We start from the raw sequence: 15996 nt of genomic DNA, 5'->3' as shown, positions 1-15996 counted from the left end.
ACTAAATATTTCAAAACATGTGATTCTACAAAATAATAACAACTTCAAATATTGCCACCCGTTCCTGCTTAGCTATTCATCCCTTAATAATATGAAATTAATCATTATCTGATACGAATCATGCAATTGAAAATAAAGTGCTCAATATCGGTTTTCGCGTGAGCAATGTCACAATAACCATTATTTAAGCGCCTACTATAAATCACGAAATCAATTGAGCTTAGCCGCCATGAAATTAAACACCTCACATGGCGCATGCCCTTTTTATTCTGAAAACAGTTAAAGGAATAATTATGGAAAAGCATTACGTCGGTTCTGAAATTGGTCAATTGCGTAGCGTTATGCTGCACCGTCCTAATTTAAGTCTGAAACGGTTAACCCCCTCAAACTGTCAGGAGCTGTTATTTGATGACGTGCTCTCGGTTGAACGGGCGGGTGAAGAGCATGACATCTTCGCAAACACGCTGCGCGAGCAGGGTGTGGAAGTCCTGCTGTTGACCGACCTTCTTACGCAAACGCTTGATATTGCGGAAGCAAAAGCCTGGCTTCTTGAAACACAAATCTCCGACTATCGCTTGGGGCCAACCTTTGCCGCCGACGTGCGCGGCTGGCTGGCGGATATGCCGCACCGCGAACTGGCGCGCAGATTGAGCGGCGGATTAACCTACGGTGAAATTCCGGCGGCTATTAAAAATATGGTGGTCGATACCCACACGGCGAATGATTTTATTATGAAGCCGCTGCCGAACCACTTATTTACCCGCGACACCTCCTGCTGGATATATAACGGCGTCTCCATTAATCCGATGGCGAAACCCGCCCGCCAGCGTGAAACGAATAACCTGCGGGCAATATATCGCTGGCACCCCGCATTTGCCGACGGCGAGTTTATTAAGTATTTCGGCGACGAGAATATTAATTACGACCACGCCACCTTAGAAGGCGGCGACGTATTAGTGATTGGTCGCGGGGCGGTACTGATCGGCATGTCCGAGCGCACGACGCCGCAGGGCGTGGAGTTCCTCGCCAACAGCCTGTTTAAACATCGCCAGGCCGAGCGCGTGATTGCCGTTGAACTGCCGAAACACCGCTCCTGCATGCACCTCGACACCGTGATGACCCACATCGACGTAGACACCTTCTCCGTTTACCCGGAAGTGGTGCGCAAGGACGCCCAGTGCTGGACGCTCACCCCGGACGGACGCGGCGGCCTGCTGCGTACCCAGGAAACCGACCTGCTGCACGCCATCGAGAAAGCCCTCGGCATTAACCAGGTCCGCCTGATCACCACCGGCGGCGACGCCTTTGAGGCCGAGCGCGAGCAGTGGAACGACGCCAACAACGTCCTGACCATCCGCCCGGGCGTGGTGATCGGCTACGAGCGCAACGTCTGGACCAACGAGAAGTATGACAAAGCGGGCATTACCGTGCTGCCTATCCCAGGCGACGAGCTGGGACGCGGTCGCGGCGGCGCGCGCTGCATGAGCTGCCCACTGGAACGCGACGGAATTTAAAGGAGCCATCATGGAACGAAAACCCACTCTGGTTGTGGCCCTTGGCGGCAACGCGCTGCTCAAGCGCGGCGAGCCGCTTGAAGCGGACATCCAGCGCCAGAACATCGAGCAGGCCGCCCGCACCATCGCCGGCTTAATGGAGCAGTGGCGCGTGGTGCTGGTGCACGGCAACGGCCCGCAGGTCGGACTGCTGGCATTACAGAACAGCGCCTACGACAAAGTCACCCCCTACCCGCTGGACGTTCTCGGTGCCGAAAGCCAGGGGATGATCGGCTACATGCTCCAGCAGGCGCTGAAAAACAATCTGCCCCAGCGCGAGGTCAGCGTTCTGCTCACGCAGGTGGAAGTGGACGCCGCCGACCCGGCCTTCAGTAACCCGACCAAGTACATCGGCCCGGTCTACAGCGAAGCCCAGGCTAAAGCGCTGGCCGCAGAGAAAGGCTGGGCGTTTAAGGCCGACGGCAGCTACTTCCGCCGCGTGGTGCCGTCGCCGCAGCCGAAGCGCATCGTCGAGAGCGACGCCATCACAGCGCTGATTCAGCGCGACCACCTGGTGATCTGCAACGGCGGCGGCGGCGTGCCGGTGGTGGAAAACGCCAACGGCTATCGCGGCATTGAGGCGGTGATCGACAAAGACCTCTCCTCCGCCCTGCTGGCGCGTCAGATCGAAGCCGATGCCCTGCTGATCCTCACCGATGCCGACGCGGTGTATCTCGACTGGGGCAAGCCAACCCAGCGTCCGCTGGCGCAGGTGACGCCGGAGCTGCTCAGAGATATGCAGTTCGACGCCGGATCGATGGGGCCGAAAGTGGCCGCCTGCCGCGAGTTTGTTGAGGCCTGCGGCGGCATTGCCGGGATCGGTGCGCTGGCCGACGGCGCGGAGATCCTGGCGGGCGAGAAAGGCACGTTGATTCGTAACTGAGTCGTTTTCCCCTCACCCTAACCCTCTCCCAAAGGGAGAGGGAATGTACGCCCCCTCTCCCTGTGGGAGAGGGCCGGGGTGAGGGCATCAGACAGCTAAATTTTAAAAAGGATTTCCCCATGACCATTAACCTGAAAAACCGCAACTTCCTCAAACTGCTGGACTACACCCCGGCAGAGATCCAGTACCTGATCGATCTCGCCATCGAGCTGAAGGCCGCCAAAAAAGCCGGACGCGAAAAACAAACCCTGGTCGGGAAAAACATCGCCCTGATCTTTGAAAAAACCTCCACCCGCACCCGCTGCGCCTTTGAAGTGGGTGCGTTCGACCAGGGCGCGCAGGTCACCTACCTCGGCCCAAGCGGATCGCAGATCGGCCATAAGGAGTCGATGAAGGACACCGCGCGCGTGCTGGGCCGCATGTATGACGGCATCGAGTATCGCGGCTACGGCCAGGCCATCGTTGAAGAGCTGGGCGAGTACGCGGGTGTGCCGGTGTGGAACGGCCTGACCGACGAGTTCCACCCGACCCAAATCCTCGCCGACCTGATGACCATGCTGGAGCACTCACCGGGCAAAACCCTGCCGGAGCTGAGCTTTGCTTATCTCGGCGACGCGCGGAACAACATGGGCAATTCGCTGATGGTCGGCGCGGCCAAAATGGGGATGGATATCCGCCTTGTGGCGCCGAAATCATTCTGGCCGGAGGCGGGCCTGGTTGAGCAGTGCCGCGCCATCGCCAAAGAGACGGGCGCGCGCATCACCCTCACCGACGACGTGGAGGAAGGCGTGCAGGGCACCGATTTCCTCTACACCGACGTGTGGGTTTCCATGGGCGAGCCGAAGGAAGCCTGGGCCGAGCGCGTCAGCCTGATGAAGCCGTATCAGATCAACGCGGACGTGATGAAGGCCACCGGTAACCCGAACGTCAAGTTCATGCACTGCCTGCCGGCGTTCCACAACGAGCACACCAAAGTGGGCCGCGAAATCGAGATGGCGTACGGCCTGAAGGGGCTGGAGGTGACGGAAGAGGTCTTTGAATCACCGAACTCCATCGTCTTCGACGAAGCAGAGAACCGCATGCACACCATCAAAGCGGTCATGGTGGCGACACTCGGCGACTAATCACCGCCCGGCGCGCCGCGGGGTGCGCCGGGTTCAGGAGAACATCATGGGCAAGTTCAAGTTTCCCTCCGCTTACACCATTCTCTTTTTTCTGATTGCCGTGGTTGCCGTGCTGACGTGGATTGTTCCGGCCGGGCAGTACCATATGGCGATGAACGAGGCGCTCGGCAAAGAAGTCCCCGTTGCGGGCACCTATGCACAGGTAGCATCACATCCGCAGGGGCTGGTTTCGGTGCTGATGGCGCCGATTGCCGGGCTGTACGATCCGGAGTCCGGCCAGGCCGGGGCGATCGACGTGGCGCTGTTTATTCTGATCATCGGGGGATTTCTCGGGATCGTCACCAAAACCGGAGCGATTGACGCCGGGATCGAGCGCGTCACCACTAAGCTGCGCGGACGCGAAGAGTGGATGATCCCGATCCTGATGGCGCTGTTTGCCGCAGGCGGCACGATTTACGGCATGGCAGAAGAGTCGCTGCCCTTCTATACCTTACTGGTGCCGGTGATGCTGGCGGCGCGGTTCGATCCGGTGGTTGCTGCGTCCACCGTGCTGCTCGGCGCAGGGATCGGCACCCTCGGCTCCACCATCAACCCGTTCGCTACGGTGATCGCCGCCAACGCCGCCGGGATCCCCTTCACTAACGGCATCGCTCTGCGCCTGGCGCTGCTGGTGATCGGCTGGATCATCTGCGTGGCGTGGGTAATGCGCTATGCCCGCAAGGTGCGCAAGGATCCGTCGCTGTCGATCGTGGCGGATAAACAGGAAGAGAATCTCGCCCACTTCCTCGGCAACAAGGGCGAGCAGTCGCTGGAATTTACCCCGGTGCGCAAACTCATCCTGGTGATCTTCGCCCTCGCCTTCGCGGTGATGATCTACGGCGTGGCGGTGCTGGGCTGGTGGATGGCGGAGATCTCGGCGGTGTTCCTCGCCAGCGCCATTATCGTCGGGCTGATCGCCCGCATGAGCGAAGAGGAGCTGACTTCAACCTTTATCAACGGCGCGCGAGATTTGCTGGGCGTCGCGCTGATTATCGGCATCGCGCGCGGTATCGTAGTGATCATGGATAAGGGCATGATTACCCACACCATTTTGCACAGCGCCGAGGGAATGGTCACCGGATTGTCGACGGTGGCGTTCATCAACGTGATGTACTGGCTGGAAGTGGTGCTGTCGTTTCTTGTGCCTTCTTCGTCCGGCCTGGCCGTTCTGACGATGCCGATCATGGCGCCCCTTGCCGATTTCGCTAACGTCAACCGCGACCTGGTGGTTACGGCTTACCAGTCGGCGTCCGGCATCGTTAACCTGATCACTCCCACCTCTGCCGTCGTGATGGGCGGGCTGGCTATCGCCCGCGTGCCCTACGTGCGCTATCTGAAATGGGTCGCGCCGTTGCTGGGGATTTTAACGGTGGTGATTATGGTGGCGTTAAGCCTGGGCGCCCTGTTGTAATTTGCCGGATGGCGCTGCGCTTATCCGGCCTACGGATCGGTGCGGTGCCACCGGTTATTTCGGGAACTGATATGGGAACTATGATGGATTACGAAGAGTACTCTCCCAAAGAGCAACTACAGCTAACGGTCTGCCAGCGTCTGATCGCGGAAAAGAGCTATCTCTCCCAGGAAGAGATCCGCCGCGACTTACAGGAGCGGGGTTTTGAGACCATCAGCCAGTCCACCGTTTCACGTCTGCTCAAGTTGCTCGGTGTCATAAAAATTCGCAATGCCAAAGGGCTAAAGATTTATTCGCTGAATCCCCAGCTGCGCCCGGCCCCCGACGCGGCGCGTACCGTCTCTGAAATGGTGGTGAGCGTGGAGCACAACAGCGAATTTATCCTTATCCATACCGTCGCCGGATATGGCCGCGCGGTGGCGCGTATTCTGGATTATCACCAGTTACCGGAAATTTTAGGCGTGGTGGCCGGAAGCAGTATTGTCTGGGTCGCGCCCCGCGTGGTGAAGCGCACCGCGCTGGTCCATAAGCAAATTAATTATTTACTCAGAACGCATTAATATTCATAAAGAACCGTTTGCATTGAGTAAAGCGTGCATTAAATCGCTTGATCCCAAAAGCGAGCTGCGTATAATGCCCGACAATTTGCCGGGAGGAAGCATGGTCAAGCGTGTACGACATAACGTCTTACCGCGTCTGAAATCAGACGCTGGCCTGCCGTTTTTCTTCCCGTTGCTAAACCTATTCCCAGAGCCCCTCATTTGAGGGGCTTTTTTTTGCCCGGCGTCAGGAGATAAACATGAATCCGCTTTATCAAAAACACATCATTTCCATAAACGACCTCAGCCGCGAAGAGCTGGAACTGGTTCTGGAAACCGCGGCAAAACTGAAGGCCAATCCGCAACCGGAGCTGCTGAAGCACAAGGTGATTGCGAGCTGCTTCTTCGAAGCCTCGACCCGCACGCGTCTCTCCTTCGAAACCTCCATGCACCGCCTGGGCGCGAGCGTGGTGGGCTTCTCGGACAGCAGCAACACGTCGCTGGGCAAAAAAGGCGAGACCCTGGCGGATACCATTTCAGTGATTAGCACCTACGTTGACGCGATTGTGATGCGCCACCCGCAGGAGGGCGCGGCGCGTCTGGCGACCGAATTTTCCGGCGGCATTCCGGTACTGAATGCCGGTGACGGCGCTAACCAGCATCCGACGCAGACCCTGCTGGATCTGTTCACCATTCAGGAGACGCAGGGCACGCTTGAGAACCTGAACATCGCCATGGTCGGCGACCTGAAATATGGCCGCACCGTCCACTCGCTGACCCAGGCGCTGGCGAAATTTAACGGCAACCGCTTCTTCTTCATCGCCCCGGACGCGCTGGCGATGCCGCAGTACATTCTCGATATGCTGGACGAAAAAGGCATCGCGTGGAGCCTGCACGCCAGCATCGAAGAGGTGATGGGCAACGTGGATATTCTCTACATGACCCGCGTGCAGAAAGAGCGTCTTGACCCATCCGAGTACGCCAACGTGAAGGCGCAGTTCGTGCTGCGCGCCAGCGACCTCGAGGGCGCGCGCGACAACATGAAGGTGCTGCACCCGCTGCCGCGCATCGATGAGATCACCACAGACGTGGATAAAACGCCGCACGCCTGGTACTTCCAGCAGGCCGGAAACGGCATCTTCGCCCGCCAGGCGTTACTGGCACTGGTTCTGAATCGCGAATTAGCTCTGTAAGGGGAGACGACCATGACACACGATAACAAACTCCAGGTTGAAGCCATCAAGCGTGGCACCGTGATTGACCACATCCCTGCGCAGGTGGGCTTTAAGCTGCTGACGCTGTTCAAACTGACTGAAACCGACCAGCGCATCACCATCGGCCTGAACCTGCCGTCGGGCGAAATGGGCCGTAAAGACCTGATCAAGATCGAGAACACTTTCCTGACCGACGAGCAGGTTAACCAGCTGTCACTGTACGCGCCGGACGCCACGGTTAACCGCATCGACGATTACGACGTGGTGGGAAAATCCCGCCCAAGCCTGCCGGATCGCATCGAAAGCGTGCTGGTCTGCCCGAACAGCAACTGCATCAGTCATGCTGAGCCAGTTTCCTCCAGCTTTGCAGTGAAAAAACGCGCCAATGACATCGCACTCAAATGCAAATACTGCGAAAAAGAGTTTTCTCATTATGTGGTGCTGGCCAACTAATTGAGGTTGGTAATGAAATCCCGGCTGTTATAATGGCCGGGAACATTCTTAACGCTGTAATTCTGGAGAAAAAATGAGCAAAGTACTCGCGACGGAAAATGCACCAGCGGCTATCGGCCCATACGTTCAGGGCGTTGATCTGGGCAGCATGATCATCACTTCTGGCCAGATCCCGGTGAACCCAAAAACCGGTGAAGTACCAGCCGACGTAGCGGCGCAGGCGCGTCAGTCGCTGGAAAACGTGCAGGCGATCGTCGAATCTGCCGGTCTGAAAGTGGGCGATATCGTCAAAACCACCGTGTTCGTGAAAGATCTGAATGATTTTGCGACCGTTAACGCCACTTACGAAGCGTTCTTCACCGAGCACAACGCGACCTTCCCGGCGCGCTCCTGCGTGGAAGTGGCGCGTCTGCCAAAAGACGTGAAAATTGAAATTGAAGCGATTGCCGTACGTCGCTAATTTATTTCAAGAAAGAGAAGGCAGCTCAGGCTGCCTTTTTTTATTTCGACCATTTTTACTCTCTCCGGGAAATGACGCATCCGCCACTCCATTAATAGACTGACGCTGCCTTGCTCTATTCTAATTAATGGATGATGAATGAAACTCTCTAAAATTGCGCTGGCGGTTACCACATTAACGGTTGCGTCTTCCGCACTTGCACACGGATATATAGAATCCCCTGCCAGCCGCGCTTATATGTGTAAGCTCGGCAAGAATATTGACTGTGGCTCTGTACAATATGAACCGCAGAGCGTAGAAAAGGCCTCCGGCTTCCCGACGGGTGCGATGCCGCCCGACGGCCAGCTTGCCAGCGCCGGTATTACCAGCTACTCCCAGCTTGATAAGCAGAGCCTGAACGCCTGGACCAAAAATCCTATGACGGCAGGCCCGCATGAATTTGTCTGGCACCATACCGCACCGCATAAAACCACCAACTGGCGTTATTACATTACCAAACAAAACTGGGACCCCAATAAACCGTTGACCCGTGACCAGTTCGAATTAACGCCGTTCTGTACTATTAACGGACATGGCCAGGCACCGGCGATGACAAAATCCATGACCTGTAATGTCCCGGAACGTACGGGCTACCAGGTTATTTATGGCGTGTGGGAAATTGCGGATACGGCAAACAGTTTCTATCAGGCCATTGACGTTGATTTCGGTAACGGCGGCAACGTCACGCCGGACGACACCCCAGCGGTGATCTCCCAGTGGAGTAAAACCCTGAGCGGACAGATTGCCGGGAATAACCTGAACACGGGCGATAAAGTGATTGCACGCTTCTTCGACGCCAACGGGGAAGTTGCCGCCCTGCGTACCGAGCTGACCATCGGCTCCGTTGCCCAGGGGGATGCGAACCAGTGGTCATACGATCTGGCGCAGAAGATCAACGCCGCGCACAGCGATGTGCGTGTCGGGGTGAAGGATGAAGCGGGCGAAATTAGCCCGGTTCACGGCGCGAACAGCGTCTTCGTCAAAGACGGCAGCGCCCTCCAGTCCGTTGCGATTTCGTACGAAGAGCAGAAGGCGGAAGTGAATGAAACCATCGCGGTTTCTAACCTGCACTACAGCAAAATCGAGAATGGCAAGGCGACCGTCACCTTCCACGTGAACACCAAAGGCGACGTGAATGTTGAAGCGCACGTGATGAACCACAGCGGTGCGGAAAAGGGGTATCTGAAGCAGGAGATGAATAACGCCAGCCAGGACGTGACCATGACCCTGACTGACGTCGCGGCGGGGCACCATATGCTGAAATACTACGCCACTAACAAAGACGGCACCCTGTTCGCGCAGGACGTGCTGGATCTGATGCTGGAAAGCGACGCGGCGGACAGCAACGGCCCGCATGACTTTATCTTCCCGGATAACGTCGCGTCCTACAAAGCGGGCACCGTAGTGCTACAGCCGAAAGACGGTAAGACCTACGAATGCAGGCCTGTCCCGTTCAGCGGCTACTGCGTGCAGTACAGCCCAACCGCAAACCAGTTTGAACCAGGCGTGGGCGCGCACTGGAGAGAGGCGTGGGTGTTGAAGAACTGAGCGATCTGATTCCCTCACCCTAACCCTCTCCCAAAGGGAGAGGGCTGGGGTGAGGGTTCTTTACTACTGATTCCGCGTCGCCCTAAGCAGCGTCTCCAGCGGATATACCGCCGCAATTACCACCTCGTCCTGGATCGTCGCCGCGTTATCCAGTTCGCTCTGGATCGACGCGATCTCGTTGTCGTCCAGCGTGCCCTGACGCGCCACCAGATCCGTCAGCCTCAGACCAATCGAGGCCAGCTTATCCACCTCCTGGATCACCGGCTTTATGGCCTTCAGCTGATAGCTGTTTTCACTCAAGGCCAGCGCATCACTGGTGTTGTTCTGCCAGCGGTTAAAGACGTGGCGCAGCGCATCGGCGCTTTCCGTGTCTTCCGCGTCGCTCACCAGACGGTCCGCCCATTTATTCATCTGACGCACGGTGGCGCTTTCAGCGTTAAGCGCATCTGCAAGGCGATTAAGCGGCTCAAACTGATGATAGTTTCCGGCCTGGAACTTAAGATGCTGGCGGGTGTAATACTGCGCCGGTTCAAGCGCCTGGGCGAGAATTTGCAGCGGCAGGGTATCCGCATTGTTGGCGAGGCGGGTGAACTGCACCTGCTGCTGGGTATGCTGCTGTAGTCCAACCGACACCGTCGACCAGCTGTCCATCGCCTGGAGCCGGGTATACATGTTGTCAATGTCGTTGACGTCCTTCGCCGACCATAGCCGCTCCGCCACCGCAAAGGCGCGCGGCCACAGACGGATATCCAGCACCGGCGCGACCACGTTTTCCGCCCACAGCGCGGCTTCGCCGCCGAGCAGATTGGCCTCGTTCGCCGGGTCCGGCACCACCGGCGGTATGCCTTTTGGCACCGCGTCCAGACGCGTGCCGTCGATCGGGTAGCGGGCGTTACCCACCAGGAAATAACCGCTGAGCTTATCGTTCTCAACGGAAACGACCGGACGCGTTTCACCCATCCAGGTATCAACGGTAAACGTTACCTGGTTGTCGTCCCGCCACTGAATGTTATCCACCGCCCGACGCGATTTCCCGGCAAAATCAATAAATCCGCGCCAGCCGGCATCGCCTTTCACCAGCGTAAAGCTGCCTTCCACCGGCTTGCCTTTCAGGCGCGGCATGGAGAAAGCCCAGCTCTGGACGCTGTCGGTGTCCGCTATCACATCCACGCCGTTCAGCCCCTGCGGCACAATTTCATTGCGGTAGTGGTAGGCGGTGGATTGCGGCTGATCGAGGTAGAAACCGGTTGAGAGAATGCCCTTATAGCCGTTCTGCGCCACCTGCCCCAGCGCGTCCTGCCCCTGCCAGGACTGGATCAGAATGCTTTTCGGCAGATCGGGATGGTAGATCTCATCCCAGCCAACCATCTGCCGGTGGTGCTTCTCAAGGATCGTCTCCAGCTTGCGGTTGAAATACGCCTGCAACGCGTGGCTGTCCGCCAGTTTGTTGTCGCGCATGAACGTCTGGATCGCAGCGTTCGCTTTCCACTGGCTGTCGTCAACCTCATCGCCGCCAATATGCAGATACGGATCCGGGAAGATCGCCGCCAGTTCGCTGACCATTGCGTCGGCAAAGGTATAAGTTGCCTCTTTGGTTGGATCCAGCACCGGCTTCAGCACGCCCCAGTGGCGCTCCATGGCGTACGGCCCCGGCGCGCTCATCAGCTCCGGGTAGGCGACGGCAATCGCCGAGGCGTGGCCCGGCATATCAATTTCCGGCACCACGCGTATGCCGCGCTCGGCAGCGTAACGCACAATCTCGCGCATCTGCTCCGGGGTGTAGAACAGCCCATCGCTGGCAAGCTGGGTTAATTTTGGATAACGCTTTGAGCTGAAGCGCCAGCCCTGATCGTCGGTTAAGTGCCAGTGCAGAACGTTGAGTTTTGCCGCGGCCATGCCGTCGATCTGGCGTTTAATATCCGGAATCGGGAGGAAGTGGCGCGCCGAATCGAGCAGCAGCCCGCGCCACGGGAAGCGCGGCGAATCTTCAATGGTCACCCACGGGATCGAAGTGTTTTCGGCGCCGTTCTGCATCAGCTGAAGCAAGGTTTCCATGGCGCGCAGCGCGCCGAAGCGGGTGTTGGCGGAGATATTTACGCCGTTGGCGTCCACCGTGAGTTTATAACTCTCATCGCTGTCCGGCAGCGGCTGCGGCTTCACCTTTTTGGCGATGGCGATGCGGATGGTCGGTTTATCCGGTTGTTCGGCCTGCGGCTGAAGCGTCCAGCCGGTTTGCAGCTCAATGCGCTGGCGCAGGCGGTTGACCGCATCCCCCAGATCGTCGCCGCTGACGCTCACAGAGAGTTGATTGTCAAGCACCAGCGCGCCCTGAGTGGTCGGGCGTTCAACCTTCGCAGGCCAGGGCATTAAGGGAAGGTCGCCTGCCGGGGCGGCAAAGGCGGAAGCGCCGAGCATAAGCCCGGCGGTTAAGAGACTGTACCGTAACATGAATGTTCCTTATCTGACGGGCCAAATACAGGCAAAACATTCTGTTAACATGCGCTCAAATTGTCGTCAAGCGAATGCGCCGACGGAGATCACAGATTGTTGAATTTGGGAGGAAAGCTATTGCCCGGTGGCGCTGCGCTTACCGGGCCTACGTTTCGGGAGTAGGCCGGGTAAGGCGAAGCCGCCACCCGGCAAACATAATTTACTGCCACCCATACCGACGGCTATAGAACCCTTTCACCATCTGCGTCAGTACCATGTAGCCCGCGAGGATCGCCACCAGCCACGGGAAGTAGCTCAGCGGCAGCGCCTGAAGTTGCAGGTAGCTTGCCAGCGGCGAGAACGGCAGCGCGATCCCGAGCGCCATCACAATGCCCGTCATCACAATCAGCGGCCACGCGGCACGGCTCTGGATAAACGGAATGCGGCGGGTGCGGATCATGTGCACAATCAGCGTCTGGGACAGCAGCCCCACCACGAACCAGCCGGACTGGAACAGCGTCTGGTGTTCCGGCGTGTTGGCGTGGAACACAAACCACATCAGGCAGAAGGTCAGAATGTCGAAGATAGAGCTGATCGGCCCAAAGAACAGCATAAAGCGCCCCAGATCGGCGGGGTTCCAGCGCTGCGGCTTCTGGATCTGCTCGTCGTCCACGTTATCAAACGGGATCGCCACCTGAGAGACATCGTACATCAGGTTCTGGATCAGCAGGTGCAGCGGCAGCATCGGCAGGAACGGCAGAAACGCGCTCGCCACCAGCACGCTGAAGACGTTGCCGAAGTTGGAGCTGGCGGTCATTTTGATGTATTTGAGCATATTGGCGAAGGTGCGACGCCCTTCGATGACGCCCTCCTCCAGCACCATCAGGCTCTTTTCCAGCAGAATGATATCCGCCGCTTCACGGGCGATATCCACCGCGCCGTCCACGGAGATACCGATATCCGCCGCACGCAGGGCTGGCGCATCGTTGATGCCGTCGCCCATAAAGCCCACTACGTGCCCTTCACGACGCAGCAGAGTGACGATGCGCTCTTTATGCATCGGCGTCAGGCGGGCAAACAGCGTGGTGCGTTGGGCAAGCTCGGCCAGCTCATCGTCGGACAGGTGCTCAATGTCGCTCCCCACGACGACGTCACCCGCGTCCAGGCCCACTTCGTGGCACACTTTGGCCGCCACCAGCTCGCTGTCGCCGGTCAGGATTTTGACGGTGATCCCGCTCGCTTTCAGCGCTTTCAGCGCGGGCGCGGTGGTCTCTTTCGGCGGATCGAGGAATGCGATGTAACCTTCGAGGATCAAATCGGATTCATCGATACGCTGGTAGTCCCCTTCCCGCGCGGGCAGGAACTTGCTGGCTACCGCCACCACGCGCAGCCCCTGACGGTTCAGGTTATCGGTGACGCGTTTGATGCGGCGCAGCATGGTCTCATCCAGCGGCACGATCTCCCCGTTATGGCGCACCTGCGTGGAAACATTCAGGATCTCCTGCAATGCCCCTTTGCAGATCAGCTGGTGCACGTCCGGCTGCTCGCTGACCACCACCGACATGCGGCGCCGTTCAAAGTCGAACGGAATTTCGTCCACCTTCTGCCAGCGGCCGGAGAGCATGCGGGCAGACTCCTCGTCCACCCCTTCCAGCACCGCCACGTCGAGCAGGTTTTTCAGCCCGGTCTGATAGTGGCTGTTCAGCCACGCGCTGTACAGCACCCGTTCGCTGGTCTTTCCGGCGATATCGGTGTGGTTCTCCAGCACGATTTTGTCCTGCGTCAGGGTGCCGGTTTTATCGGTGCAAAGAATGTCCATCGCGCCAAAGTTCTGGATGGCGTCGAGGTGTTTAACAATCACCTTTTGTTTAGAGAGTTTGACCGCCCCGCGCGCCAGCGTGGAGGTGACAATCATCGGCAGCATTTCCGGCGTTAAGCCAACGGCCACGGAGAGCGCGAACAGCGCCGCTTCCCACCAGTCGCCTTTGGTGTAGCCGTTGATCAGCAGGACAATCGGCGTCATGACCATCATAAAGCGGATCAGCAGCATGCTGACGCGGCCAATGCCTTTCTGGAACGCATTCGGCTCGCTCTCCTGCTCGCTGACGCGTCCGGCAAGCTGTCCAAACCAGGTATTGCCGCCGGTGGCGGTGACAATCGCCTGCGCCGTGCCGCTAACCACCGTGGTGCCCATAAAGCACAGGGTGTCGCACTCCAGCGGGTTCATCTGCTGCGGATCGCGGGTCCGCGCTACCTTCTCTACGGGCAGGGACTCACCGGTGAGTGACGCCTGCGCGACAAACAGATCCCGCGCCTGGATGATACGTAAATCCGCCGGGATCATGTCCCCCGCCGCCAGCTTCACCAGATCGCCCGGCACCAGCTGGTCAATGGGAAGCTCAATCCAGGCGTTTTCGCCGAGGTCGTTAATCACGCGCGACACGGTGGCAGTGTTGCTGACCATCGCTTTCAGCGCATCCGCCGCTTTGGTGGAGCGCGCTTCCTGAATAAAGTTCAGCAGCGTTGAGATACCCACCATCAGGGCAATCACGCCTGCGGCAAACAGATCTTCAGTGGCGTAAGAGATAATCCCGAGCACCGTCAGCAGCAGGTTGAACGGGTTGCGGTAGCAGAGCCACAGGTGGACCCACCAGGGAGAGGGTTTCTGCGCCGGGATCTGGTTATCGCCATGTTCCGCGCGGATTTTTGACACTTCTTGCACGTTAAGCCCTTCCGGGTGGCCGCCAAAGGCGCGCCAGACTTCGTTTTCATCCATCGCCGCCACGTTCAGGCAGCGCTCGGTCAGGGAAGCGGGGATTGCCGCTCCCGCCATGGTGTTGGCATTTGGCAGCGGATCGCGCGCAATCAGGCGATGTGGCAGGTGGCGGCTCAGCAGCGCTTGCAGCTGCCGGGTGATATTTTTCAGCATAGTCATTCCCCCGCATCCGCAAAGGCGGACGCAGTTTTCCCGCAGGCGTGGCAAAGCCGTACCTGTCAGGCACTTAATTTATCAAGCAGGAACGTATGAACGTTGCTGCCTCACGCCGGTGAGACAGCAAAAAGCTGGCTTACCGGTAAGAAGGTTTTCTCCGTGTCAGGAGAGGTGTGGGATCGGGATCCATGTGGCCTCCGGTAAGTAAAAAGTTGGGTATCGGCGCGCAGTATAGAGATTTATCCATACCGTTTGTGACTAATCGGGCGGTATTATAACGCCCTGCAAATAAACCGAACGTAAACCAGACTTTGCCCATAGCGAATTCGCAGGATAGCATTAGGCTCAATTGATTATTTTATCGTTGTTACAGGGAATACAGCATGCAGAACCGCCTTACGATTAAAGACATCGCGCGTTTAAGCGGCGTGGGGAAATCGACTGTCTCACGCGTGCTGAACAACGAAAGCGGTGTCAGCGAGCGCACACGCGAGCGCGTCGAGGCGGTGATGAATCAGCACGGTTTTTCCCCTTCCCGCTCCGCGCGCGCCATGCGCGGGCAGAGCGATAAAGTGGTCGCCATTATTGTCTCGCGTCTGGATTCCCTCTCCGAAAACCTCGCCGTACAGACCATGCTGCCCGCGTTCTACGAGCAGGGCTACGATCCGATCATGATGGAGAGTAAGTTTTCCGCGCAAATGGTGGAGGAGCATCTCGGTATGCTTCAGCGCCGTAATATTGATGGCGTGGTGCTGTTCGGATTTACCGGGCTAAAAGAGGACGTGCTTAAACCCTGGCAGCCGTCACTGGTGCTGCTGGCGCGCGATGCCAGCGGGTTCGCCTCTGTCTGTTACGATGACGAAGGGGCGATCGTGATCCTGATGCAGCGCCTGTATGAACAGGGCCATCGGCATATCAGCTATCTCGGCGTGCCCCATGCCGACATCACTACCGGCAAGCGTCGCCATGAAGCGTACCTGGCGTTTTGTAAAAAACACAATCTCCCCGCCGTGGCTGCGCTGCCCGGTCTGGGTATGAAACAGGGATATGAACAGGTCGCCAGCGTGCTGACGCCACAAACCACCGCCCTGGTATGCGCCACGGATACCCTTGCACTGGGGGCGAGCAAATATTTGCAGGAGCAGCGCATCGGGGAACTGCAATTAGCGAGCGTGGGAAGCACGCCACTGATGAAGTTCTTACACCCGGAGATTATCAGCGTTGATCCGGGTTACGCCGAGTCTGGCCGGCAGGCGGCCGCGCAGCTGATCGAGCAGATTACCGGGCGTACCGAACCCCGTCAGATCGTTATTCCTGCCCATCTCTCATAATTCTTTTGAATAGATTATTGTGATCTTCGCCCGGTTTCGG

General features: G+C 58.1%; 13 protein-coding genes and 1 pseudogene. 11 read left to right on the top strand and 3 right to left on the bottom strand.

Annotation, left to right across the window (positions count from 1 at the left end; translation table 11 throughout):
- Positions 1 to 293 precede the first annotated feature (293 nt).
- The 5 genes from arcA to ACNQ0W_RS13925 all read left to right on the top strand — a co-directional run bounded on the left by arcA (position 294) and on the right by ACNQ0W_RS13925 (position 5570).
- Positions 294 to 1514: an arginine deiminase gene (arcA, locus tag ACNQ0W_RS13945; protein WP_023305333.1), complete on the top strand. Its 1221-nt coding sequence runs from the start codon at positions 294 to 296 to the stop codon at positions 1512 to 1514.
- A gap of 10 nt (positions 1515 to 1524) precedes the next feature.
- The gene (gene arcC / locus ACNQ0W_RS13940) at positions 1525 to 2436 is read left to right on the top strand and encodes a carbamate kinase (protein ID WP_062932445.1); all 912 of its coding nucleotides are present in this window, start codon (positions 1525 to 1527) and stop codon (positions 2434 to 2436) included.
- A 119-nt stretch (positions 2437 to 2555) separates the two neighbouring features.
- Positions 2556 to 3560 carry an ornithine carbamoyltransferase gene (argF, locus tag ACNQ0W_RS13935; RefSeq protein WP_003863360.1) on the top strand — a complete coding sequence of 335 codons (1005 nt, stop codon included), beginning with the start codon at positions 2556 to 2558 and terminating at the stop codon, positions 3558 to 3560.
- A 46-nt stretch (positions 3561 to 3606) separates the two neighbouring features.
- Complete coding sequence (locus ACNQ0W_RS13930; protein WP_045338921.1) at positions 3607 to 5010, top strand: YfcC family protein; 1404 nt, start codon at positions 3607 to 3609, stop codon at positions 5008 to 5010.
- A gap of 80 nt (positions 5011 to 5090) precedes the next feature.
- Positions 5091 to 5570: an arginine repressor gene (locus ACNQ0W_RS13925; protein ID WP_003863366.1), complete on the top strand. Its 480-nt coding sequence runs from the start codon at positions 5091 to 5093 to the stop codon at positions 5568 to 5570.
- A 3-nt stretch (positions 5571 to 5573) separates the two neighbouring features.
- Here ACNQ0W_RS13925 and ACNQ0W_RS13920 read toward each other — a convergent pair.
- Positions 5574 to 5691: pseudogene (locus ACNQ0W_RS13920) on the bottom strand (hypothetical protein).
- Here ACNQ0W_RS13920 and ACNQ0W_RS13915 point away from each other — a divergent pair.
- From ACNQ0W_RS13915 to gbpA, 5 genes are all read left to right on the top strand, one after another.
- Complete coding sequence (locus ACNQ0W_RS13915; protein WP_022646880.1) at positions 5671 to 5775, top strand: pyrBI operon leader peptide; 105 nt, start codon at positions 5671 to 5673, stop codon at positions 5773 to 5775. The pseudogene ACNQ0W_RS13920 and the gene ACNQ0W_RS13915 overlap by 21 nt on opposite strands.
- 34 nt (positions 5776 to 5809) lie before the next feature.
- Positions 5810 to 6742: an aspartate carbamoyltransferase gene (pyrB, locus tag ACNQ0W_RS13910; protein ID WP_003863368.1), complete on the top strand. Its 933-nt coding sequence runs from the start codon at positions 5810 to 5812 to the stop codon at positions 6740 to 6742.
- Between the two features lie 12 nt (positions 6743 to 6754).
- Entirely contained in the window at positions 6755 to 7216 is a 462-nt protein-coding gene (gene pyrI, locus ACNQ0W_RS13905) for an aspartate carbamoyltransferase regulatory subunit (protein ID WP_003863370.1), read from the top strand.
- A gap of 73 nt (positions 7217 to 7289) precedes the next feature.
- On the top strand, positions 7290 to 7676 hold the full coding sequence (ridA, locus tag ACNQ0W_RS13900; protein WP_003863373.1) for a 2-iminobutanoate/2-iminopropanoate deaminase: 387 nt from the start codon (positions 7290 to 7292) through the stop codon (positions 7674 to 7676).
- Between the two features lie 138 nt (positions 7677 to 7814).
- Positions 7815 to 9263: an N-acetylglucosamine-binding protein GbpA gene (gbpA, locus tag ACNQ0W_RS13895; RefSeq protein ID WP_062932447.1), complete on the top strand. Its 1449-nt coding sequence runs from the start codon at positions 7815 to 7817 to the stop codon at positions 9261 to 9263.
- Positions 9264 to 9326: 63 nt separating this feature from the next.
- Here gbpA and ACNQ0W_RS13890 read toward each other — a convergent pair whose 3' ends face one another.
- Complete coding sequence (locus ACNQ0W_RS13890) at positions 9327 to 11711, bottom strand: beta-N-acetylhexosaminidase (protein ID WP_062932448.1); 2385 nt, start codon at positions 11709 to 11711, stop codon at positions 9327 to 9329.
- Positions 11712 to 11913: 202 nt separating this feature from the next.
- Entirely contained in the window at positions 11914 to 14622 is a 2709-nt protein-coding gene (gene mgtA, locus ACNQ0W_RS13885; protein ID WP_062932449.1) for a magnesium-translocating P-type ATPase, read from the bottom strand.
- Between the two features lie 386 nt (positions 14623 to 15008).
- Here mgtA and treR point away from each other — a divergent pair, with 386 nt between their 5' ends.
- On the top strand, positions 15009 to 15956 hold the full coding sequence (gene treR / locus ACNQ0W_RS13880) for a trehalose operon repressor TreR (protein ID WP_015572520.1): 948 nt from the start codon (positions 15009 to 15011) through the stop codon (positions 15954 to 15956).
- Positions 15957 to 15996 lie beyond the last annotated feature (40 nt).

It is taken from the genome of Enterobacter cloacae complex sp. 6730903, from assembly GCF_048283985.1.
In the GTDB taxonomy this organism is placed as follows: domain Bacteria; phylum Pseudomonadota; class Gammaproteobacteria; order Enterobacterales; family Enterobacteriaceae; genus Enterobacter; species Enterobacter hormaechei_C.
The sequence above is the reverse complement of the archived record's forward strand: the minus strand, read 5'-3'. Positions and strand labels throughout refer to the sequence as shown.